Annotated in this window: 17 protein-coding genes; 6 read left to right on the plus strand and 11 right to left on the minus strand. The window is 62.7% G+C overall.

All coding sequences use genetic code 11. The annotated features are described in order from the left end of the window. Window positions 1–42: 42 nt before the first annotated feature. A complete protein-coding gene (locus AC4PTT_RS20025; RefSeq protein ID WP_317088232.1) occupies window positions 43–1,371 on the minus strand; it encodes an extracellular solute-binding protein in 1,329 nt (442 codons plus the stop codon). Between the two features lie 207 nt (window positions 1,372–1,578). Here AC4PTT_RS20025 and AC4PTT_RS20030 point away from each other — a divergent pair, with 207 nt between their 5' ends. Continuing rightward, window positions 1,579–2,547 carry a sugar-binding transcriptional regulator gene (locus AC4PTT_RS20030; protein WP_113156813.1) on the plus strand — a complete coding sequence of 323 codons (969 nt, stop codon included), beginning with the start codon at window positions 1,579–1,581 and terminating at the stop codon, window positions 2,545–2,547. 10 nt (window positions 2,548–2,557) lie between these two features. Here the strand turns inward: AC4PTT_RS20030 and AC4PTT_RS20035 are convergent, their stop codons facing one another. Beyond that, window positions 2,558–3,352, minus strand: coding sequence for a helix-turn-helix domain-containing protein (locus AC4PTT_RS20035; RefSeq protein ID WP_206548552.1), 795 nt, complete (start codon window positions 3,350–3,352; stop codon window positions 2,558–2,560). Between the two features lie 203 nt (window positions 3,353–3,555). Here AC4PTT_RS20035 and AC4PTT_RS20040 point away from each other — a divergent pair, with 203 nt between their 5' ends. The 5 genes from AC4PTT_RS20040 to AC4PTT_RS20060 all read left to right on the plus strand — a co-directional run bounded on the left by AC4PTT_RS20040 (window position 3,556) and on the right by AC4PTT_RS20060 (window position 10,760). Next, complete coding sequence (locus AC4PTT_RS20040) at window positions 3,556–5,157, plus strand: ABC transporter substrate-binding protein (protein ID WP_492162843.1); 1,602 nt, start codon at window positions 3,556–3,558, stop codon at window positions 5,155–5,157. A gap of 66 nt (window positions 5,158–5,223) precedes the next feature. Beyond that, entirely contained in the window at window positions 5,224–6,225 is a 1,002-nt protein-coding gene (locus AC4PTT_RS20045) for an ABC transporter permease (RefSeq protein WP_492162844.1), read from the plus strand. After that, complete coding sequence (locus AC4PTT_RS20050) at window positions 6,222–7,055, plus strand: ABC transporter permease (RefSeq protein WP_113156809.1); 834 nt, start codon at window positions 6,222–6,224, stop codon at window positions 7,053–7,055. The genes AC4PTT_RS20045 and AC4PTT_RS20050 overlap by 4 nt, the downstream gene beginning before the upstream one ends. Continuing rightward, the gene (locus AC4PTT_RS20055) at window positions 7,048–8,700 is read left to right on the plus strand and encodes an ABC transporter ATP-binding protein (RefSeq protein ID WP_492162845.1); all 1,653 of its coding nucleotides are present in this window, start codon (window positions 7,048–7,050) and stop codon (window positions 8,698–8,700) included. The genes AC4PTT_RS20050 and AC4PTT_RS20055 overlap by 8 nt, the downstream gene beginning before the upstream one ends. A gap of 65 nt (window positions 8,701–8,765) precedes the next feature. Then, on the plus strand, window positions 8,766–10,760 hold the full coding sequence (locus tag AC4PTT_RS20060; protein ID WP_492162846.1) for a CocE/NonD family hydrolase: 1,995 nt from the start codon (window positions 8,766–8,768) through the stop codon (window positions 10,758–10,760). A gap of 76 nt (window positions 10,761–10,836) precedes the next feature. Here AC4PTT_RS20060 and AC4PTT_RS20065 read toward each other — a convergent pair whose 3' ends face one another. The 9 genes from AC4PTT_RS20065 to AC4PTT_RS20105 all read right to left on the minus strand — a co-directional run bounded on the left by AC4PTT_RS20065 (window position 10,837) and on the right by AC4PTT_RS20105 (window position 22,751). Continuing rightward, complete coding sequence (locus AC4PTT_RS20065; RefSeq protein ID WP_492162847.1) at window positions 10,837–12,207, minus strand: M20/M25/M40 family metallo-hydrolase; 1,371 nt, start codon at window positions 12,205–12,207, stop codon at window positions 10,837–10,839. Beyond that, complete coding sequence (locus AC4PTT_RS20070) at window positions 12,204–14,246, minus strand: hydantoinase/oxoprolinase family protein (RefSeq protein WP_492162848.1); 2,043 nt, start codon at window positions 14,244–14,246, stop codon at window positions 12,204–12,206. Before AC4PTT_RS20070 ends, AC4PTT_RS20065 begins: the two co-directional genes overlap by 4 nt. Further along, window positions 14,233–16,059 (minus strand): hydantoinase B/oxoprolinase family protein, encoded by a 1,827-nt coding sequence (locus AC4PTT_RS20075; RefSeq protein ID WP_492162849.1) that lies wholly within the window; start codon window positions 16,057–16,059, stop codon window positions 14,233–14,235. The genes AC4PTT_RS20070 and AC4PTT_RS20075 overlap by 14 nt, the downstream gene beginning before the upstream one ends. Before the next feature lie 38 nt (window positions 16,060–16,097). Beyond that, window positions 16,098–17,093, minus strand: coding sequence for an NADPH:quinone reductase (locus AC4PTT_RS20080; RefSeq protein ID WP_492162850.1), 996 nt, complete (start codon window positions 17,091–17,093; stop codon window positions 16,098–16,100). A 28-nt stretch (window positions 17,094–17,121) separates the two neighbouring features. Further along, on the minus strand, window positions 17,122–18,102 hold the full coding sequence (locus AC4PTT_RS20085) for an ABC transporter ATP-binding protein (protein WP_492162851.1): 981 nt from the start codon (window positions 18,100–18,102) through the stop codon (window positions 17,122–17,124). 8 nt (window positions 18,103–18,110) lie between these two features. Then, window positions 18,111–19,130: an ABC transporter ATP-binding protein gene (locus AC4PTT_RS20090; protein WP_492162852.1), complete on the minus strand. Its 1,020-nt coding sequence runs from the start codon at window positions 19,128–19,130 to the stop codon at window positions 18,111–18,113. Continuing rightward, window positions 19,127–20,020 carry an ABC transporter permease gene (locus AC4PTT_RS20095; protein ID WP_492162853.1) on the minus strand — a complete coding sequence of 298 codons (894 nt, stop codon included), beginning with the start codon at window positions 20,018–20,020 and terminating at the stop codon, window positions 19,127–19,129. The genes AC4PTT_RS20090 and AC4PTT_RS20095 overlap by 4 nt, the downstream gene beginning before the upstream one ends. After that, entirely contained in the window at window positions 20,017–20,994 is a 978-nt protein-coding gene (locus AC4PTT_RS20100) for an ABC transporter permease (protein WP_065818244.1), read from the minus strand. The genes AC4PTT_RS20095 and AC4PTT_RS20100 overlap by 4 nt, the downstream gene beginning before the upstream one ends. A 113-nt stretch (window positions 20,995–21,107) precedes the next feature. Beyond that, window positions 21,108–22,751, minus strand: coding sequence for an ABC transporter substrate-binding protein (locus AC4PTT_RS20105; protein ID WP_206544944.1), 1,644 nt, complete (start codon window positions 22,749–22,751; stop codon window positions 21,108–21,110). Window positions 22,752–22,763: the final 12 nt, after the last annotated feature.

Genomic DNA, 22,763 nt, shown 5'->3' on the forward strand with positions numbered 1-22,763 from the left:
GGAAGAGAGGGCGCCGCAAGGCGCCCTCCTTGATGTGCCGGATTAATTGACGCCGGCATTGAGCTGCTCGTACTGACGCAGGATCTTGTTGCCGCGTTCAACGGAGGAATCCAGCGCTTCCTGAACGGTCTTCTGGCCGGTGAAGGCAGCCTGCAGTTCTTCCTGAATCACCGCCCACCACTGGTTGGAATTGCCGAAGCGCATGCCCCAGGAATTGTCGCTCGGCTCGCCGCCGCGCGTGAGCTGCAAGAGGGCGATCTCGCGGGTCGGGTGCTCCTTGAAGAAGCCGTCCGTCTTCAGCTTGTCATAGGCTGCATGCGTCACCGGAATGTAGCCGGTCGTCGCGCTCCACCAGGCCTGCGTGTCAGGCTGCGCGACATATTCCAGGAAGGCAGCCGCCGCTTCGTATTCGGCGTCTTCCTTGCCTTTCAGAACCCAGAGGGCAGCGCCGCCAAGGTTCGAGTTCTTCGGCTCGACACCGGCCTCGTAGGGCTGCATCGTCGCGCTCCAGTCGAACTGCGCCTCGGCTTCCACGCCTGCATGGCTTGCAGTGGAAGCGGACCAGGTGGAGCAGGTGCCGGAGTTGAAGAGCTGGCTTGGCGATGCGCCCTGCCCCGAAAGCTGGACGATGCCGTCATCGACCCACTTTTTCAGGCGCTCGGCCTGTTTGGTCACCATGGTGGTGTTATAGACATACTCAGTGTCGAGCCCGTCGCGGCCATTGGCCTGCGTGCCGAAAGGCTGATCGTTGATGGTGGAATAGGCCTCGATCAGCGACCAGACATAATCCGAGTTCAGGACCATCGCGCACTCGGTGACACCCTTTTCCTTCAGGGCGTAGAGCTGCTCTTCGAAGGCGTCCCACGTCTCGGCGGGGGCGTCGTAACCGGCGGCTTTGAAGTGGTCTGCATTGTACCACATGATGCCGGTGGACGAGTTGAACGGCAGTGCGTTCACCTTGTCGTCGACCACGTAATAGGCGGCGACGGAAGGAAGGAAATCATCCTTCTTCATGTCGATGCCATTGTCTTCCATCAGCGTGTTCACCGGCACGATGGCGTTGGAGTGCAGCATGGTCAGAACGCTGCGCTCGGTCGCCTGAATGATGGCTGGATGCTTGCCTGCCCGGTAGGCCGCGATCATCGCCGCAAAGGTTTCCTCGTAATTGCCCTTGCGTACGCCGACGACCTCATACTGGTCCTGACTCTCGTTGAAGTCGGAAATCATCGTCTGGATGGCCTCTTCGATGCGGCCGCCATTGGCGTACCACCACTCGATCGAGGTCTTGTCCTGAGCGAGCGCGCCCTGGGCCACTGTGGTCAGCAGCCCGGCAAGGCCGAGGGCGGCTGCGGTTCGGAAAAAGGTCGGCATGTCGTTCTCCATCGGGATCTGGTGACGTCGCCACTTGCGCCCCAGAACATCGGTGGCTGGTTTGCCGGGCAGCGACATGGCCGAGGAATTAGGCGTCCATTGTTACAGGCCTGAGACATTTGTCGGTCATGCTGGGCAAATGCTCACCAGCTGCTTCGTGCGGCCGATGACGCATCCCAAAGAATTGAAAAGGCAGCGTTTTTCAAAATGAGAAATTCCACAGGCGACAATTATTCGGAACGGCTGGACGACGCCGCGCGGGCCGGCTGGCTCTATTACATCGCCGGCTACAAGCAGGACGAGATCGCCAGAACCATGGGCGTTTCGCGGCAGACGGCGCAGCGTCTCGTCGCCATGGCCCTGCGCGAAAAACTGATCCGGATTCGTCTGGAACATCCCATCATGCGCTGCATGGAACTGGCGGACCGACTGACCCGCGCCTTCGGGCTGGAAGCCTGCGACGTGGTTCCCTCTGCTCCCGGCGAGACGAGCCCGGTTGCGGGACTGGCCGAAGCCGGCGCGCGAGCCATGGAGCGCGAACTCTCCGCCGTGCGCGGGCGGGTGATCGCCGTCGGCACGGGCCGCACCCTGCGCGCCTGCGTGGAAGAGTTGACGCCGATGAACCGCCCGGACCACACAGTGGTGGCCCTGCTCGGGCACATGATGCCCGGCGGCCTCTCGACCCGCTTCAACGTGGTCGTGCGGCTGGCAGACCGGATCAATGCCGGGCACTACCCCATGCCGCTCCCCATCTATGCCCGCTCGGCGCGGGAGCGTGAAGTCTATCGTGAGCTCGATACGGTGAAGCAGATACACCGGCTTGCGCGGGAGGCGGAAGTCACCTTTGTCGGGCTTGGAAATATCGGCCCCGATGCCCCGCTTCTGGTCGACGGGCTCATGTCGCAGAAGGAGGTCGACAGCTACATCGCGGCCGGGGCGGTGGGCGAGATGACCGGCTGGATCTTCAACGCGGAAGGCCGCCTGATCGAGGGTCTGGCCAATGACCGGGTGAACAGTGTGCCGCTCACAAGACGGAAGGGACGGCGCGTCTATTGTCTGGCGGCGGGATCAAGCCGCGTTACGGCCATTCGCGCGGCGCTGCGCGGCAGGCTGGTAAACTGCCTGATCACGAATGAAGCGACAGCCGAGGAGATTCTCGCCCTGTCCGGCCTCTAGCCGCCCAGCCTCAGGAGGCAGTCACGGCCTCGTTTTCCGGTTCGTTTAGATAACGCCGGACGGGCAGCGGCAGCTTGCGTGATTTTTCCGACAGGACGCCGCAGCTCTGCAACAGCCGCCGCAGGTCCGGGTCGGACCCGACGGAACGCCAGATCGTTCGCCCGCTATAAGGCAGGTTTTCGCGCCGCCAGGACACGCCGATGGTGACCCCGCGCAGATAGTTGCGCTGATATTCGCCGAATGGCATCAGAATCGTTTCGCAGACAATGGGCTGCTGCCCCAGCCCGCGTTCCACAATGAACAGCCGGTTGCGCCAGAAAGCAGCCTGTCCCAGATATTTGGAGACCTGCCGGAACTCCTGTTCCTGATCGTACATGCGCTCGACGGTTTTCACCTCCACCTGACCGTCGCGCTCACGCAGCCGGGCGCAACTGCGCACGATTTTGCCCGGCCAGGACAGGCTTTTGTGAAAAAGTTCGTAATAACCGAGATATGCGCGCAATCGGCGCATGTCGCCCGGAAAAGCCTCGCTCAGAGGCGTGTCAGCCGCGCGCGGACCGGCGCCATCGGGGGACTCGAACATGGCCCTGAAGCGCATTTCCGACAATTCGAAATCTTCCGCCGAAATGCCGAAATAACGCGCGATAAGGCCCGTATTGTATGCAGATGGCAGGGTCTGGCCCGAAAGATATCTGTTGAATTGCTGCCGGTTTATCCCGATCTCGCGGCACACGCCCGCAACGGAGGGATGCGTGCTGCATGCGAAGCGCAGGTTCGCGGCAAAATTGGTTCGATCAGTGAACATAAACAGGCGAAATAGCTTCAACTAGCGTCAGTTAGCGTCAACATACGAAATTGAGACGCAATCGCAACCCTCCTACACACGTCCCACCTCAAACAATCCCAGCGCGAATCCCCGTCCGCATTTCATGCATCGGGGACGGTTTTGCCATGAAAATCGCCGCCGGGACCGCACGACGACAAGAAAAACGAAGGAAAATCGCTCGGATGAAAAATCGCGCACCCGCCACCTGCAAGACATCTCACGACAACGTGCAAGACCTCGGCCGACGCCGTTTTCTGGGTTCTGCTGCCGCTGCAGGGTTCGTGCTGAGCGCTTCCGGCCTCCTTCTGCCTTCAAACGCACGTGCCGCCGATGAAAAGCCCCAGCGCGGCGGGCATCTGAAGCTCGGCCTCGACGGCGGCCAGACCACCGACATTCTCGACCCCGGCACCTATTCCGGCAGCACCATGTTCGTGGTCGGCTTCACCTGGGGCGACCGTCTGGTGACCACCGATCCCCAGAGCGGCGAGGCGCTGCCTTCGCTTGCTGAAAGCTGGAGCTCGTCCGCAGACGCGAAAGTCTGGACCTTCAAACTGCGCCAGGATGTGCGCTTCCATGACGGCAGCCCGCTCACGATGAACGACGTGGTGCAGACGCTGCGCCGCCATTCCGACAAGGATTCCAAATCCGCCGCCCTCGGCCTTCTCGAGGACATCGAGCGGATCGAAGAGCAGAATGGCGATCTGGTGATCACCCTCAAGAACGGCAATGCCGACCTGCCGCTTCTCCTGACCGACTACCATCTGCAGATCCAGCAGAATGGCGGCATGGACGACCCGGAGAACGTGATCGGCACCGGCCCCTACAAGCTGGAGAGTTTCGAGCCCGGCGTCCGCATCACCTTCACCCGCAACGAAGATGACTGGAATGAAGACCGCGGTTTCGTCGACAGTGTCGAGATACTCGTCATCAACGACAACACGGCGCGGATTGCAGCGCTTTCCTCTGGCAAGGTGCACTTCATTAATTCGCTCGACCCGAAGACGATGAAGCTCCTGTCGCGCGCGCCGAATGTCGAAACCCTCAGCACACCGGGCAAGGGCTTCTATTCCTTCCTGATGCACGGCGACACCGCGCCGTTCGACAACAACGACCTGCGCATGGCGCTCAAGCTCGCCGTCGACCGTCAGGCAATGCTCGACAACATCCTTGGCGGCTATGGCACGCTCGGCAATGACTACCCGGTGAACGACGCCTACGCGCTTTCGCCCACGGGCATCCCGCAGCGCGAGTACGATCCCGAGAAGGCCGCGTTCCACTACAAGAAATCCGGCCACGAAGGCCCCATCAGCCTGCGCACCTCCAATGCCGCATTCTCCGGCGCAGTGGATGCCGCCGTGCTCTTCCAGTCGACAGCCAAGGAAGCCGGCATCACGCTCGACATCAAGCGCGAGCCCGATGATGGCTACTGGTCCAATGTCTGGAACAAGAAGCCTTTCTGCGCTTCCTATTGGGGCGGTCGTCCGACACAGGACATTCGCTACACCACCACGCAGCTTTCCACCTCCATCTGGAACGACACCCGGTACAAGAACCCGGATTTCGACAGGAAGCTGCTCGAGGCGCGCGCCGAGACCGATCAGGAAAAGCGCGCCGCGCTCTACCAGGAAATGGCGATGATGGTGCGCGACAACAGCGGTCTGATCCTGCCCGTGTTCAACAACTATCTGAACGCGCAGGCCAAGAACGTGAAGGGCTGGGTCGACGATCTGGGCAACGACCTGTCCAACGGACAGATCGCCAGCCGCCTCTGGCTTGCCGCCTAATCCCTGAAACGGAGACGCCGCGCGGGCTACTTCCAGCAGCCTGCGCGCGTCCGACCAATCAGACACATGAATGATCACATTCCGGTATTTCCCCTCGCGCGGCTGCATGGCCGCTATCCGCTGACAACCCGCATCGTCGGAAGGCTCCTTTTGAGCCTTGTCCTCCTCGTGGCCAGCTCCCTGCTGATCTTCGGCGGGATTGAAGCTCTGCCCGGCGACTTCGCAACAACCTATCTCGGACAGGCCGCAACACCGCAGGCCGTGGCCAATATCCGCGCGGAACTGGGCCTCGATGCGCCCGCCTATGCGCGCTATCTCGACTGGGTCGCCAGCCTTCTGCATGGCGATTTCGGGCACTCCTGGGCCAGTGGCCAGGATATCGGCCCGCAGCTCGGCAGCCGGCTCAGCAACTCGCTGCTGCTCGCCAGCGCAGCCGCTATCATCGCGGTGCCCCTGTCCATCGGGCTTGGCCTCATCGCCGTGCTTTATCGCGACCGCCTCATCGACAGGCTCATCAACCTGTTCTCGCTCGCCGCCGTGTCGCTGCCCGAGTTCTTCGTCGCCTATCTGCTGATCCTGTGGCTGGTGGTCAAAAACCCCGTCGCCGCCTTCCCCGCGACCGTCTATGCGAGCATGGGGCTTGGCGCGAAACTCGTGACCATCGCCCTGCCCGTTGCAACGCTGGTGCTCGTGGTCATCGCCCACATGATGCGCATGACCCGCGCAGCGATCATCAACGTGATGGATTCGGCCTATATGGAAACGGCCGCGCTCAAGGGGCTCAGCCGCTGGCGCGCCATCCTGCTCCACGCAACGCCAAACGCGCTTGCGCCGATCATCAATGTGGTGGCGCTCAACCTCGCCTACCTCATCGTCGGTGTTGTGGTGGTCGAAGTGGTCTTCGTCTATCCGGGCATGGGGCAATACATGGTCGATGCCGTGACCGTGCGTGACCTGCCCGTCGTGCAGGCCTGCGGGCTGGTGTTCGCCGCCATCTACATTCTCCTGAACATGACCGCGGACATTCTCTCCGTCCTCGCCAATCCCCGTCTGAGGCACCCGCGATGAAACAGACGCTGCGCTCTATTCCGGTCTCCGCGTGGATCGGCATGGCGGGTATCACCGTTGCCGTGATCTGCGCCCTCTTTGCGCCGTGGCTTGCGCCCTATGGCGAAAACCAGATCGTCGGCGATCCCTGGGCTCCCTCCAGTGCGGAATATCTGCTCGGGCTCGACAATCTTGGCCGGGATCTCCTGTCCCGCCTGATCTATGGCGCGCGCACGACGCTCTTCGTCGCCTTCGTGTCCACGGTCCTGGCCTTCTCGCTCGGCTCGTTCCTGAGCTTCGCCGCTGCCGCCATGCGCGGCCCGGTCGATGTCGGTCTGTCGCGCATCAACGATCTCCTGATGTCGATCCCGACGCTGATCTTCGCTCTCATCGTCCTGAGCGCGCTGCCCCAGAACATGACCGTTCTCATTTTGGTTATGGCCGTGCTCGACGCCACCCGCGTCTTCCGTCTCGGCCGCGCGCTGGCGCTCGATCTTTCCACGATGGACTTCGTGGAGGCCGCAAGGCTGCGGGGCGAAGGCACGCTGTGGATCATCTTCCGCGAAATCCTGCCCAATGCCCTGACCCCGCTTCTGGCGGAGTTCGGTTTGCGGCTCGCCTTTGCGGTTCTGTTCATCTCCACCCTCTCGTTTCTTGGTCTCGGCATTCAGCCGCCAACCGCCGACTGGGGCGGCATGGTCAAGGACAACAAGGATGGCATCATTTTCGGTGTCTCCGCAGCGCTCGTGCCGGGCGCGGCGATTGCCGTGCTCACCGTCTCCATCAATCTGGTGGTCGACTGGCTCCTGAAGCGCACATCAAGCCTGAAAGGAGGGCGCGGCGATGGATAAGCCCCTCGAAAACGACAAAAGGCCCCTGTTGCAGGTGCGCGATCTGCGCATCGGCGCGACCGCTTACCCGCCCGGCGAGCCGCCGCGCAAAATCGAGATCGTCAAGGGCGTGAGCTTCGATCTGGAACGCGGAAAGGTGCTAGGCCTGATCGGTGAATCAGGTGCCGGAAAGTCCACCATCGGCCTCGCCGCACTCGCCTATGGGCGCGGCGGCGTGAAGATCACCGGCGGCAGGGTTCTTCTCGATGGCGAAGACATTCTGGGTCTCGGCCGCCGGGGCATACGCGGCGTGCGCGGTGCGCGGGTCTGCTATGTCTCGCAGTCGGCGGCAGCCTCGTTCAATCCGGCCCACCGGCTCATGGATCAGGTGATCGAGGCCACGCTGCGCCATGGCCTTGCCACCGCAGACGAGGCGCGCGCCCGTGCGGTGCGCCTCTTCGGCCTGCTGGGTCTGCCGGAACCCGAAACCTTCGGCAACCGCTTCCCGCATCAGGTTTCCGGCGGTCAGCTTCAGCGCGCCATGACAGCCATGGCGCTTTGCCCCGAGCCGGAACTGATCGTGTTCGACGAGCCCACCACGGCGCTCGACGTGACCACCCAGATCGACGTGCTTGCTGCCATCAAGAGCGCCATAGAGCAGACCGGCACGGCGGCCCTCTACATCACGCACGACCTTGCCGTTGTCGCGCAGGTGGCCGACGACATCATGGTGCTGCGCCATGGGGAAACCGTGGAACATGCCGACACGCGCAAGATCATCGAGAACCCGGATGAAGACTACACCCGTGATCTGGTGAATGTGCGCGCGGTGCGTCACACCGAGGCTGCGGAGCAGTCGGACCGCTTCTTCGAAATGGCGGGCATCAACGCCGCCTATGGCCCGACACCCGTGCTGCATGATGTGTCCCTTCACGTGCCCAGAGGGCAGACGCTCGCCATCGTTGGCGAGAGCGGTTCGGGCAAATCGACGCTTGCCCGTGTCGCGACCGGCCTCCTCGCCCCGAATACGGGCGACGTCCGCTTCGATGGCGAAACACTGCCGCCGCAGCTGAAGCACCGCACGCGCGAGCAATTGCGCCGCATGCAGATGATCTACCAGATGGCCGATACGGCCATGAATCCGCGCCAGACCGTCGGTCAGATCATCGGCCGTCCGCTGCGCTTTTACGAAGGGCTGCGCGGTGCCGAACAGCGCCGGCGCGTTGGTGAGCTGCTCGATCAGATCGAGATGGGCCAGGGCTTCATCGACCGCTATCCCGCAGAGCTTTCCGGCGGGCAGAAACAGCGTGTGGCCATCGCCCGTGCGCTGGCGGCAAAACCGGACCTGATCATCTGTGACGAGCCCACCTCGGCGCTCGATCCGCTGGTGGCGGACGGCATCCTCAAACTGCTGACCGGACTGCAGCGCGAACGGGGCCTGTCATACATTTTCATCACCCATGACATCGCCATCGTGCGCGCCATCGCCGACAGCGTCGCCGTGATGCATCGCGGCCGCCTCGTCCGCTTCGGACCGAAATCCGGGGCGCTCAGCCCTCCCTTCGACGCCTACACCGATCTCCTGCTCAAATCCGTGCCGGAGATGCGGCTTGGCTGGCTCGAAGAGGTGCTCTCCACCCGTCAGATCGAGAGCGCCGACAACTGACCCGTCGCCCGGGCGATCAAGGAGATCACCGGGCGACACGCATACCCAACTCAAGAAGGTTCATCATGTCGCAACAAGGCTTCACGACATCCGAAGATCACTGGATCACACTCAGGGACGGCACGCGTCTGGCGACCCGCATCTGGATGCCCGATTGCGCGCAGGACCGCCCGGTGCCGGCGGTTCTCGAATATCTGCCCTATCGCAAGCGGGGCGGCACGGAAGCACGCGATGAATCCACCTATCCGGTCTTTGCCGCAGCAGGCATTGCCGGCGTGCGCGTCGACATTCGTGGTTCCGGCGAATCCGAAGGCGTGATCGACGGCGAATACACGCCACGCGAGCTGTCCGACGCCTGCGAAATCCTCGAATGGATCGCCGCACAGCCCTGGTCCAACGGCAATGTCGGCATGATGGGAATTTCCTGGGGCGGCTTCAACGGCCTTCAGGTCGCAGCGCTCCGGGCGCCGCAGCTCAAGGCGGTGATTTCCATTGCCTCCACCACGGATCGTTACAACGACGACATCCACTACAAGAATGGCACGCAGCTTTCCGCGCAGGCCTCCTGGGCGGGAACCATGCTCGCTTACCAGTCCCGTTCGCCCGACATTGCCGTGGCCGGCGAGAGCTGGCGCGAGATGTGGCTGGACCGGCTGGAGAACGAACCTTTCTTCATGGCCGAATGGCTCGCGCATCAGCGCCGCGACGCCTACTGGCAGCAGGGCTCCATCTGCGAGAATTTTGCCGACGTCACCGTTCCTTCGCTGGTCATCGCCGGCTGGGCCGACGGTTATCGCAACACCCCGCTCAAGGCGATCGAGGGCATCGGCGATACGGCCAAGGCGCTGATCGGCCCCTGGGTTCACAAATACCCGCACTTCGCATGGCCCAGACCCCGCGTCGATTTCCACGCCGAGGCCATCGCCTGGTGGAAACACTGGCTTGAGGATGGCGACACGGGTGCGGAAAACCTGCCGCAGATGCGCGCCTACATCATTGACGGCGCTCGCCCGCTGCTGCGCCGCGAAGTGGACCCCGGCTTCTGGGTCGCCAAGCAACGCTGGGAGACGCCGCAGAACGACCTTTACGGCGTCTCGGCTGGCGGCGCCCTTGCGCCCGGCGAAGAGAACGAGGGAACGGGCCTGCACTTCCTGCGCTCCCCGCTCGACACGGGCACTGCGTCCGGCGACTGGTTCACCACCGCGCCCGGCCCGGAGCTTGCCGGCGATCAGCGGCCCGACAATGGCGGTTCGCTGTGCTTCGAGACTGCGCCGCTTGAGGAAGAAGCCGTCTATCTCGGCATGCCGGAGCTCATTCTGGACGTGCGCTGCAGCGCTGACTGGGAGAACCTCGCCGCGCGGATCATCGACGTGCATCCCGATGGCACGGAAACCCGTGTGTGCTATGGCGTTCTCAATCTTGCCCACCGCAATGACAATGCCGCGCCGGAAGCCATGCCGCATGACGAGCCCACCCGCATCCGCATGCAGCTCGACAATATGGGCTATCGCTTTGGCCCCGGCCACCGGATCAAGATTGCACTCTCGACATCGTACTGGCCGCTCATCCTGCCGTCGCCGGATGCGCCGGGCCTGACGATAGACACGGGCAGCCTGCGTCTTTCCATGCCCCTTCTCGGCGCGCATGAGCGCATCACCCTGCCCGAACCGGCCAACCCCGATCCCCTGCCCAAATACGACATGCCCTCTCCGGCAAAGAGCAGGCGCGAAGTGGTCAGGGATCTGATCGCCGGCGTCACGCACTACCGGCTCCAGGAAGACACCGGCGCGGAAGTGCATCCGGTCCACGGGCTTCAGATGCAGGAGATCCGCGACGAGGACTGGTCCATCTCGCCCGACGATCCGCAATCCATGCGCGCCGATATCAAATGGACCACGATCCAGTCGCGGCCGGGCTGGGAGACCGTCACGAAGATCACGTCGACACTTTCCTGCACGCGCGATCAATGGCTTGTCAGCGCACGCGTGAGCGCTTTCGAGAACGGCCAGCCGCTGTTCTCGAAGACCTACGAGAAATCCATTCCCCGTGATTTCATGTAAGCGCGGTCTCATCGCATGAAAAAGGGCGCACCAGCTTCAAGGCACGGTGCGCCCTTCATTCAAGCAACACTGACAGCTAGCGCATGCGGCCGATCTCGGTCAGCAGCGCAGCACCCGTCTTGATCCCATCAATGAAGCGCTCAATCTCGAGGTTTTCGTTGGGGGCATGATTGGCTTCGTCGGCATTCGCATAGGGCACCACGAAAGCCGGCTTCTTCAGGATCTTCGTGAAGACATAATCCGGCAGGCTGCCGCCAACCGTCGGATAGAGCAGCGGCTCCACGCCGCGCGCGGCCTTCACGGCCTTGCTGATCGCCTCCGCATAGGGCGAGTCCATCGGCGTCTTGGAAGGAAGCATGCCGTTCAGCGGTATGAATTCGACATCCGGCGCGTGACGCTCCACATGCGCTGCCACCTTATCGAAGACGTAGTCCGGCGTCAGCGGCTCAACCAGCCTGATATCGCATTTCACGAATGCCTCGCAGGGCAGAACCGTCTTCATGCCCGGTCCGTCATATCCGCTGTGAAAGCCGTTGATCGTCAGGGTCGGGTGGAACATCAGGCGATCGAAATAGCCCCGCTCCAACGGACCATCCAGTTCGGCCAGTCCGAGTTCGGCCTTGACCTCCTCCACGTCGAGCGGAATTTTCGAGATCGCCTCCCGCTCCGAGTTCGTCGCCGGGATCACCGGTTCCGTCAGCCCTTCGATGGTGATCTCGCCTGCGGCGTTCTTCATCGTCGAAAGGAGATGGACCAGTTTCCAGGCGGCGTTCGGCACGACACCGCCGAAATTGCCGGAGTGAACATCGCGCCCGGCTGTTTTGGCCCTCAGTTCAAACCCCGCCACACCACGCACGCCAAACGTGACCACCGGCAGCCCCGTCTCATGCAGCGGCCCGTCCGAGGTCACCACAAGATCGGCCTGCAGGCGATCCGCATGTTCGCGCACGAAGTCGGCAATGTGCGGACTGCCAATCTCCTCCTCGCCTTCCAATAGAAAGATGATGTTGCACGGAAGATCGCCATGAACGGCCAGATGGGACTCGATGGCGAGAATCTGGGCGAAGTGCTGGCCCTTGTTGTCGCCAATGCCCCGCGCATAGATCCTTCCGTTGCGGATCGTCGGCTCGAAGGGCGGGCTGTCCCATAGCTCCAGCGGGTCCGGCGGCTGAACGTCATAGTGACCGTAGAGCAGGATGGTCGGCTTGTCGGGTGAGACATCGCGCCTGGCAAGAACCATCGGATGGTTCTTTGTCGCAACCGTTTCCGCCTCCATGCCGAGCCCTTTCAGCATGTCGACGAGCAGATTGGCGACCTCGCGAATGCCGATGTCGTGAGCGCTGATGCTCGGATGGCTCACATAGTCCATCACCCGCGCGATAAACGCCTCGCTGTTGGCGTCCACATGGTCGAAGACTTTTTGCAGCTCGTCATCAGAAGCACTCATGCAGCCGTTCCTTCCTGTCGTGTGAGGATGATCGCTCCAACCGCATGCGCCTCGCCCGTCCAGCCCGGCGGCACGAGAATCGTTGTGTCGAGCTGCGTGAGAATAACCGGTCCGTCGAAGCGTGTCCCGGCCCCGATTGTGTTGCGGTCGATCAGCGGAACGTCACGGGCACCATTGGCAAACTGCACCGGCGCATGATCGTAAGCTTCAAGGGGACCACCCGGTTGAAGCCCGTCACGCGGCGGTTCCGATGTCAGGCCCGTGGCCTCAACCCGTAGCGTGACCAGCTCGATTGGCGCATCAAGCGCAAAGCCGTAAAGCGCCTTGTGTTCGGCGGTGAAAGCCTCTTCCACGGCTTCGCGCGTTCCCGCCCAGGGGATCGCGATCTCGCCACCCTGCCCGTAATAACGCAACAGCGCCACGCGATCCGTCTGCCGCTTGTCTTCGGGAACGCCCTCCACCGTCAGCCACGCATCGGCCTGCTGTTCAAGCTCCCCGAAAATGCCTTTCGCGGTCACGACATCAATCGCCCCGGCTTTTGGCAGGGTCCGGCTGAACTCGGCCTTGAGATCGGCTGCAAGCAGCCCGTCGGCACAAAGCACACCCGGCGCGGGCGGGATCATCACGCGCGAAATGCCCAACAGCTCCGCAAGGGCGCAGCCATGCAGCGGGCCGGCCCCGCCGAAGGGGACCAGTGTGAAGTGACGCGGATCGTGCCCGCGCTCGACGGACACCACACGAACAGCGCCAACCATGTGGTTGTCGACGATCTGGAGAACGCCGCGCGCTGCTGCCTCGAGCGACAGGCCCAGCGGTTCGGCGACCCCTTTTCGCACCACCTCGCGCGCGGCCTCGACATCAAGGCCCATGCGCCCGCCCAGCAGCTTCTCAGGCAGATGACCAAGCACCACATGGGCATCGGTGACGGTCGCATCCTGCCCCCCATGGCCATAGGCCGCCGGCCCCGGCCTTGCGCCGGCGCTGCGCGGCCCAACGGTCAGGGTCGCGTCCTCGACGGCGGCAATCGATCCACCGCCGGCACCGATCGTCACCATGTCCACCATCGGCAGCGGCAGCGGCCAGTCGCCGACCTTGCCATGCTGCGTGAGATCGACCCGGCCATCCTTGATCAGGCAAATGTCGGCGCTGGTTCCGCCGATATCGACGGTGATCAGATCGCGAATGCCACATGCGGCGGCAATCGCGCGTGCACCGACCACCCCGGCCGCTGGCCCCGACAACGCCGTAAGCGCTGGCGCTTCGCGGATTGCCGCCGCACCGGCCACTCCGCCATTCGACTTCATCAGAAGCAGCGGGGCGGCGACCTTTTCATCTTCGAGCCGGCGTTCCAGCCGGCCCACATAGCTTGTGACCCCCGGCATCACCGCAGCATTCAGCGCAGTGGTGAGCGAACGCTCATATTCACGCACCACGGGCAGCACATCGGTCGAGATCGTCACCGCAATGTCCGGCAGTTCCTCCCGCAGAATTTCGGCCACCCGCCTTTCATGCGCGGGATTGGCGAACGCATGCATGAGGCAGACACCAACGGCTTCCACATTCATGGTGCGAATGGCGCTCGCCGCCTGCCTGACACTGTCTTCGTCAAGCGTTTCCAGAACCGCGCCGCCTGCCGCAAGCCGTTCATCCACCTCGACGATCCGCGACGCGGGAACCGGGCGCTCGGGCTTCACCCAGTTGTAGAGATTGGCCTTGCGCGGGATGTCCTGCCGGCCGATGGCGAGCACGTGGCGAAAGCCCCGTGTGGTGACAAGCGCCGTACGCGCGCCCTTGCCCTCAAGTATCATGTTGGTGGCGACGGTCGTGCCATGCAGCACGCGGGCAAGTTCGCTCGCCTCCGCGCCCGCATCCGCGAGCGCCAGTCTTATGCCGGTCAGAAAGGCCTCGGAAGGATCCTGCGGCACGCTGGGCGTCTTGGCCCGCCACACTTTTCCGCTCGACCGGTCGAGAAGGGAGATGTCGGTAAAGGTGCCACCAATATCGACAGCGATGGCGAGGGAAGATTCAGCTGAGGACATCGACATACTCCTGACGATGGAAACGACGGTGGGCAGGACGTTCGGCGCGGGTGGCAACGGTGGCATCGGCGTCCACCCGGTTGCCTTCCATCACCACGCCATAAAGGCTTCTGGCTGCTTCAGGGCTGACGAACCCGCCCAGAACATCCTCGATCACCTTGCCGACCGGACGGTCGAAGGGATGGCCATGGCCGCCGCCCCCACCGGTCTCGATGCGCAGAATGTCGCCGCGCACCAGCCTGTTGCCGTCCGAGAGCGGTGCCAGAACCTGCTCCCGGTCGGTTCCCGGATTGACGATGGCCCGGCCGGAACCGCCACCCTGCCCCCCATCGATGCCCCAGGGAGGGTTCTTCACACTGTCGATGCGAACCGCCAGCACCGCGTCCTCGGCCATCACCTCGTATTCGCGCACGATCCCGCAACCACCGCGGTGGCGTCCTGCGCCGCCGGAGTCCTGCGCGATGCCATAGGTGCGCAACCGCACCGGATAACCAAGTTCGAGGAATTCGACCGGATAGTTTTCCTGCGCAACGAAATAGACCGCATCGATGCCATCGGCATCGGGGCGCGCGCCATATCCGACGCCAATCCCGTCTGCCAGAAGAAAACGCTCCAGCTCGCCCGCTTCATTGCGGAAATTGCCGCGCATGATGCTGATCACATAGGCTGAATTGGCAGCCGGCGCTTCGCCTTTCGCAACATTCACCAGCCCGCTCATGGCGGAGATGACGCGCATCGCCGTCAGTCCGCGCATGCCAAGAGGTGCGGGGAAACGCGGCGCAAGCAGCGAACCTTCGCGCAGCTTGACCGCATCGATGGCGTTCGGGCCACCCGCATTGCAGACCTGCGCCGGGTCGCCACCCAGATAATAGAGGCCGAGCGCCATGCCCGGCACACCCTCATTCATGAGATAGTTGACCGGGCCGGGAGCCTGATCGTCTGTCTCGGTTGCGTCGAAGGTGAAACGGTCTTCCCCGTCGCTGCCCTTCTCGCGCGAGAGCGAAAAGCGGATCTTGAAAGGCCCGTTTCCGTGCCCGTCTCCATCGATGGCATCGGTGAAACTATGCGTACCGTAATCGAAGGTCTCGGCCAGTTTCGTGCGCACCAGACGCCGCGTGCGGGCAAGTAGCTGGTCGAATGCATCGGCAACCACATCGGTGCCGAACCGGTCGATGATTTCACCGACACGCCGAACACCAAGATCGACGGACGCCATCAGGGCGCGCATGTCGCCATTGCTCTGCTCGGGAAAACGCGAATTGCGATGGAAGATCGACAGCGCGGCCTCATTGGTCTGCCCCGCATCGATCAGCTTCGTAACGGGAACAATGATGCCTTCCTGAAAGATCTCGGTCGCATCGGGGCTGATCGAGCCCGGGCGAATGCCGCCGATATCGGCAAAATGCGCCCAGCTCATCACGAAGGCGCAGCGCCGGCCATTGCGGAACACCGGTGCGAGCAGAACCTGATCGTTGGAGTGCGAGACCGCTCCGCGCGAACCGTAGCAGTCATTGTACCAGTAGAGGTCGCCCGGCTGCATCGTGTCGGCGGGAAATTTTTCAAAGACCGGACCGGTCATGTCGCCGAAGATTGGCACCATCGAACCAACGGCCATCACGCCGTCTGCATCGAACAGCGCGGTGTAAAAGTCCTTCTTCTCGCGAATAAACGCGGAAATCGCGGTGCGTTCCAGAAGCGCTTCCATCTCGGCCTGCGCGGCGGCGATTGCGCCGCGAATGATCTCCAGCGAAACCGGGTCGCAGACCGGCGTTTCGCATTCGGGCGGTGGGGTGGATGGCGAGGATTGAAGCATTTGCTTTCCTTATCAATGGCCGGTGCGACGTCGCTTCGTCACACGCTGACAACGATATTGCCGAGGCTTCCGCGCTCGACATGCTCATGGGCATCCGCGATCTCGCGGAGGGGATAGGTAGCGCCGATGGCAACGTGCAGACGCGCCTCCTCGGCAAGACGGGTCAGCATCGCCTCTCCGGCGCGCCGGGAAGCAGACGGAATATTGAAGCCCTGAATGAAGCGCAGGTTCGCGCCTTTGTTGGCGAAGGCGTAATAGGGGAGAACGGGCTCGGGATCGCTGCTGCAGGAATAGGAAGCAATGGTCCCGTTGGCTTTCAGAATGGCGATGTCGCTCAGCCGGTTCGCGGCAAAGTCCACCTCGATGATGCGGTCGACCCCCTCGCCCTCCGTTATGTCCAAAACGCGCGCGACAACATCCTCGCGCTTGCGGTCGATGATCTCGCTTGCGCCGGCTCTCCGGGCATGGCTCGCCGCCTCGTCACTGCTCACGGTCCCGATGACGCACGCACCGCCGGCCCTGGCAAGCTGCACCGCAAAATGACCAACCGCACCCGCAGCGCCATTGACCAGTATCGTCTGACCCTCCACCGGCCCATCGGCGAAGACCGCGCGATAGGCAGTCATCGCCGGCACGCCGAGACACGCTCCGTCCTCAAAGCTCAATCCTTTGGGAAGCGGCGCCGCCTGATCGGCAGGGATCGCCACATATTCCGCAGCCGTTCCGAATGCTCGGCCTGCGGTTCCGTAGCCGCCCTGCGCGTTCCAGAGCCAGACACGCTCACCGACGCGCGTGCGGTCCACACCCGCCCCCACATCGGCGATTTCGCCTGCGCCATCCGTGTGAGGGATCGCCAATGCGTGTTCCATCGCCATGCCGTGCCAGCCAGCCCGGCGTTTCACGTCGGCGGGATTGATGCCCGATGCACGCACCCGCACCAGAACCTCGCCCTTGGCCGGAACAGGCGCTGCCTGTTCGCCAAGTTCAAGCACCTCCCGGGCCGGCCCTGTGCGCGTGTAGAAAGCTGCAAGCATTGTTTCGTCCAGTCCTGGCGGTAACCGTTCAGAAAAGATGACAGGCGACCTTGCGGCTGCCCGCCGGACGCAGCGCCGGCGCTTCTTTGGCGCAACGGTCGAAAGCGAGCGGGCAACGGTCTCGGAACACGCAACCCGAAGGCGGATTGCGTGGATCAGGCGCGCCACGGCCAATGGGAAGCGGATCATGGCTCTGGTCGGGATGCGGCACCGGAACGGCCGCCACCAGCGCCTTGGTGTATGGGTGCAGCGGCTCGTGGACGATGTCCTCGGTCGGTCCATCTTCCATCATGCGACCCAGATACATGACGATGGTCCGCTCGCACACATACCGCACAAGGGCCAGGTCGTGACTGATGTAGATCGCAGTCAGGTTCAGCCGGTCGCGCACATCGCGAAACACGTTCAGAACGCCTGCACGCACCGACACGTCGAGCATCGAAACCGGTTCATCTGCAACCACGAAGTCGGGTTGCAGGATGAGCGCCCGCGCCATCACCACGCGCTGCAACTGGCCGCCCGATAATTGGTGCGGATACCGGTCAAGATATTGCTGTGGCTGTGGCAGGCGCACGAGTTCCAACGCTTCGATGATGCGCCCTTCACGATCGGCTGCCGGAATGCCGGCATTCTCCAGCGGTTCGGCCAGTGTGGCACGGATCGTGAAGCGCGGGTTCACCGCTTCAAACGGGTTCTGGAAGATGAGCTGCGCCTTGGCGCGATAGCGCTTGAGCGCCGGTCCCTTCAGACCGGACAACGCATCGCCGGCGAACTGGATCTCGCCACCGGTCGCCTCTTCAAGCTTGAGAAGCAGCCGCCCCATGGAGGTCTTGCCGCAGCCGGATTCGCCCAGAAGGCCGACACTCTCGCCCTTCTGGATCTCGAATGTCACACCGTCCACCGCCTTGACGACGGAGGAGTGGCCACGCATCGCCGAAAAGGCGCTGCCGACCCGGTAATGGAGCTGGGCATCCTTGACGGAGACCAGCGGCTTGGGTGGTTTCGACACAGCCAACCTCATGCGTCTGCGAGCCATGTTTCGGTGCGGGCCGCCTCCTGCCGCAGCTTGACGGCTTCATCCGCCCGGTGGCAGCTGACGCGGTGGTCAGGCGCGACCATGCCGAGCGCCGGCTGCTGCGTGGTGCAGGTCTCCACTGCGAACGGGCAGCGGGGCGCAAAGCGGCACCCCGATGGCGGAAAGGCGAGATTGGGCGGCGCGCCCTCAATGGGCGTCAGCACACCGCTCGCCGCCCCTTTCAGATCGGGAAACGCATTGCGCAGTCCCATTGTGTAGGGATGCGACGGCTCCATCAGAACGGCGTCCATCGGGCCGGCTTCGGCAATGCGCCCGGCATACATCACCACCGTCCGGTCGCAGACATAGGCGACGACCGAGATGTCATGCGTGACGAGGATCACCGAAATGCCCAGCATCGATTGCAGTTCGCGTAGCTGGTCGAGGATCTGCCGCTGAACGATCACATCGAGCGCCGTCACCGGCTCATCGGCAATCACCAGCTTGGGATTGAGCGCAAGGGCCAGAGCGATGGCCACGCGCTGGCGCATGCCGCCGGAAAACTGATGCGGATAGTCGCCAAGCCTGCCGGCCTCGATGCCAACCATCTCGAACAGTTCTTCGCATCGCGCCCGCGCTTGCCTGCGCCCCAGCCCACCGCGTCGCCGCAGCACCTCGTTGAGCTGATATTCGACCGTGTAGACGGGATCGAGCGAGTTCATGGCGCTTTGCGGAATGAACGCGATGTCACGCCAGCGCAGCGCATTCATCTCACGTTCCGGCAGTGCCGCGATATCCTGTCCGTCGAACAGGATCTGACCGCCGGTAATGCTCGCATTGTCGGCGATCACCCTTGTCAGCGCTCTGGCGACGGTGGTTTTGCCGCAGCCGGACTCGCCAACAAGACCGACGATGGAGCCACGCGGCACGTCGAAACTCGCGCCATCGACAGCATCGATTGAACCCTTGCCAACCTGATAGCTGACCTTGAGATCACGAACGGAAAGCAGTGTTTCAGTCATCGGCCAAGCTTCGGAAACAGGAGGTTTTCATAGCCACGGGTAATGAAGAAGCCCGCAGACACGACGAGGATGATGCAGACGCCGGGAGGCACGAACCAGTAGTAGGCCTGCTTCGCGAGCGCCTGGCTGGCGAAGGCGTCCTGCAGCATGTAGCCCCAGCTGATCGACTGGGGATCGCCAAAGCCGAGAAACGAAATCGACGCCTCCGTCAGAATGGCCCAGCCGATGGCGATGGACCCGTAAAGGAAGGAAAGCGGGAGGATGTTCGGCGCGATGTGCCGCAGAATGATCTTGAAATCCGAAGAGCCTGAAACCCTTGCCGCATCCACATAGCTGCGGGACCGCAGCGTGAGGACCTGGCTGCGGATGACCCGCCCCGTGTCTCGCCACAGAACGAGCGCCATGGCGATGACGACGTTCCAGATCGACGGTTCAAGGAAGGCGGCAAGCACGATGACGAAGGGCAGGAAGGGTATGCCGAACGCCACATCTGCCAGCCGCATCAGGAGCGCGTCCACCCAGCCGCCGAAATAGCCGGAAACCAGCCCGACGATCGATCCGATCAGCGCCACCATGAAGGCCGCTGTCAGTCCGATAAGCAGCGCGGAACGCGTGCCGTAAACAATCTGCGAGAAGATATCCCGGCCAAGGCTGGTGGTGCCGAGAATGAAGCCGTCTTCACCCGGACGCAGATCGGCGGCCAGATCGTAATTGGGCGTGTAGAGGATCTCCGTCGGATCGTATGGCGCAATGGCGTCGGCGAAGATCGCGGTCAGGATGAAGATCGCATAGATGGCGAGGCCGGCAACGGCGAAGGGGTCGTTCAAAGGCAGACGCAGGCTGCGAAAGAAGCGCGCGACGAAAACCCGGCCTGGGAAGCGTGGTATCAAGCATGGCTGATCCTCGGGTCGAGCAGGGAATACAGAAGGTCGGCGATGAGGTTCATCAGGATGACCACCACTGCGATCATCAGGAACGCGCCCTGCGCCAGCGGATAGTCGGATGCCGAGACGGCATTGACGAGTTCGCGTCCAAGCCCCGGCCAGGAGAAAACGGATTCAACGACCACATTTCCCTGAAGCTGGTAGCCGACGGCGATGGCGAAGGATGTCATGACCGGCAAAAGCGCGTTGCGCGCGGCATGGCGCACCACGACCGACCAGTTGGACAGTCCCTTGATGCGGGCCATGGTGACAAAGTCTTCCTTCATCACATCCAGCATGTTCGAGCGCATCAGAAGAAGCGGCAGTCCCTGACTGTAAATCGCCAGTGTCAGGGCCGGGAGCGCCAGATAGCTCAGGAACTCCCGCGAGGTGTAAAGCGCCCACAGGCTGTCATAGCTGGCGCCGGCCGGTCGTGTGCCGCCGGCGGGAAACCAGCCGAGCCAGAAGGAAAACACGGCAAGCAGCACCATCCCGAGCCAGAATTCAGGCATGGCGCGCGTCGTCAGAACCAGCGGAATTGCCGTGTTCTCGACGACGCTTCCGCGCCGCCAGGCGAGATACGCGCCGGCAAGAATGCCGAATGTGTAGGCCACGATGAGCGAAGAGAATGTGAGAATGAGCGTGTTGGGCAGCAGCGTCATCAGCCGTTCTGCCACAGGCTCTCGATAGCGAAAGCTCTGACCCAGCTCACCCTGCAGAAGATTGCCGAGATAGATGAGGTATTGCTCCCACAATGGCTTGTCGAGGCCGAACTGCGCCATAAGCGCTTCCTGCTGTTCCACAGTGAAGGTGGGGTCGATATAGGCCGCCATCGGATTGCCCGGCATCAGGCGGAACATGAGGAACAGGATCGTGACGACCGCCCAGAGGACGAGAGCGAGTTGCAGCGCTCTGCTGGCCATCGCCTTCAAATGGGACATGAACAGGCTTCCCTTGTCTCGGCGCGAAAATTCTGGCCGCGTCACCTCAGGGCGCGGCAGCGTGGCGCGTCGGGAGGAGACAGGCGCACCGTGACAGTGCGCCTGTCAGGGCGTTATTCGGCCAGCGTTTCCTTCTGGTCGCCGGGATAATGCAGGCGGTCACCCTCGAGCGTGTAGCCGGCATCCTCAAGGATCTTCACCGCCACATCGTGGCCAGCCTCGAAGCCTTCGACCACCGCTTCATTGTGCCAGAAGCCCAGCGCGGGAGAGACAACGGAGTTGGAAGGCTCGGCGTAACCGCGATAGGCAGCCTTGACGATCAGGCGACGGTCCACGGCCGAAGAAAGCGCGCGGCGGAATGCCGGATCATCGAAGGGCGGACGACGGTTGTTGAACGCGACATAACGGAAGCCCATCTCGACGGTCGAAACGGTTTCCAGATCGCCATCCTGCTCGGCTGCCTGCAGCAGCACCTGCGGATCACCGGAGAACTCGGCGAGGAAGTTGATCTCGCCGGAGCGCAGCATGCCCAGCGCCGCTTCAACATTCGGCACGATGCGCAGAATCCAACGCTCGGCCTTCGGTGCGTTGAAGTGATCCTTGTTGGCGGAAAGAACGATTTCCTCATTGGTGAGCCAGCGCTCGAACCTGAACGGCCCGGAACCGATGGGTGTCTCTTCCTGATAGCTTTCCGCGTTCTCTTCCTTCGTCTTCAGATCGGCGATGATCGGCTCCCAGACATGCTTGGGAATGAGATTGATCTTCGCCAGGCTCGACGTGACGAACGACGCCGCCGGCTGCTTGAGCGTGAAGGTGATCGTGGAACCGTCAATCGCGATATTCTCGATATTGGTGGCGAATGGCGCATACATCGGCGCTTCACCGCTGACGGCGGTCTCGAAGGAGAATTTGACGTCTTCCGGCGTCACAGGCTCGCCGTCATGCCACTTCATGCCCTCGCGCAGCGTCACCGCGATGGTCTTGTCGTCTTTCCACTCATAGCTTTCGGCCGCCCAGGCCTTGGGCAGGCCGTCGGGACCGACACGCACGAGCCGGTCATAGACCAGTTCGAACACCCAGCTGTCCACGCCGCCGGAGATGTAGAGCGGGTTGATCGCCTGCACATTGTCGCCGGAGTTGAGGATGATGTCCTTCTGTTCGCCAACCGGCGTCAGCGACATGAACGTCCACGTGTTGCGAATGCCAATGCCGCTCTGCTCGACAACCGAGGCCGGGTCCCAGACCGTCTTGTCGAACGCGAATGTCTGTTTGGGATGAACAAGCATCATGTTGGGCTGGTCGGCGGCGAGGATCTCCTGCGCCTTGTCGATCAGCTCCTTGCGCTTGGCTTCGTCGATCTCGACCCGCTCGGCTTCAACGACCGTGTCGTATTCCGGGTTCAGGTAACCGATGAAATTGTAACCCTTGTCCGCCGTGGTCGAATGGAACAGGTTAAAGACGATCTCATCGGGGTCCGAGCGCTCGGGCCGACCGACCATCTGCCAGGCCGTGGCGTCCCAGTTGTCACGCTGATACCAGACGACGTCCGACATCTGCTCCCAGGGCATGACCCGCACATTCACATCGAGACCGAGCTTGCGCCACTCCTGCGCAATGAGCTGGATCGACTGGAATTCCTGTGGCTGCGCCGCCTGCGGGCGGGTGAACAGGTCGATGGTTCTGATCTGATCGCCGGCAAATGCCGGCGTTCCGGCAAGAAGGGCGAGAAACGCGGTCGAGACAACCGCTCTGCGCATTGGTATCATCCT

This window comes from Nitratireductor sp. WH36-1 (genome assembly GCF_058725515.1).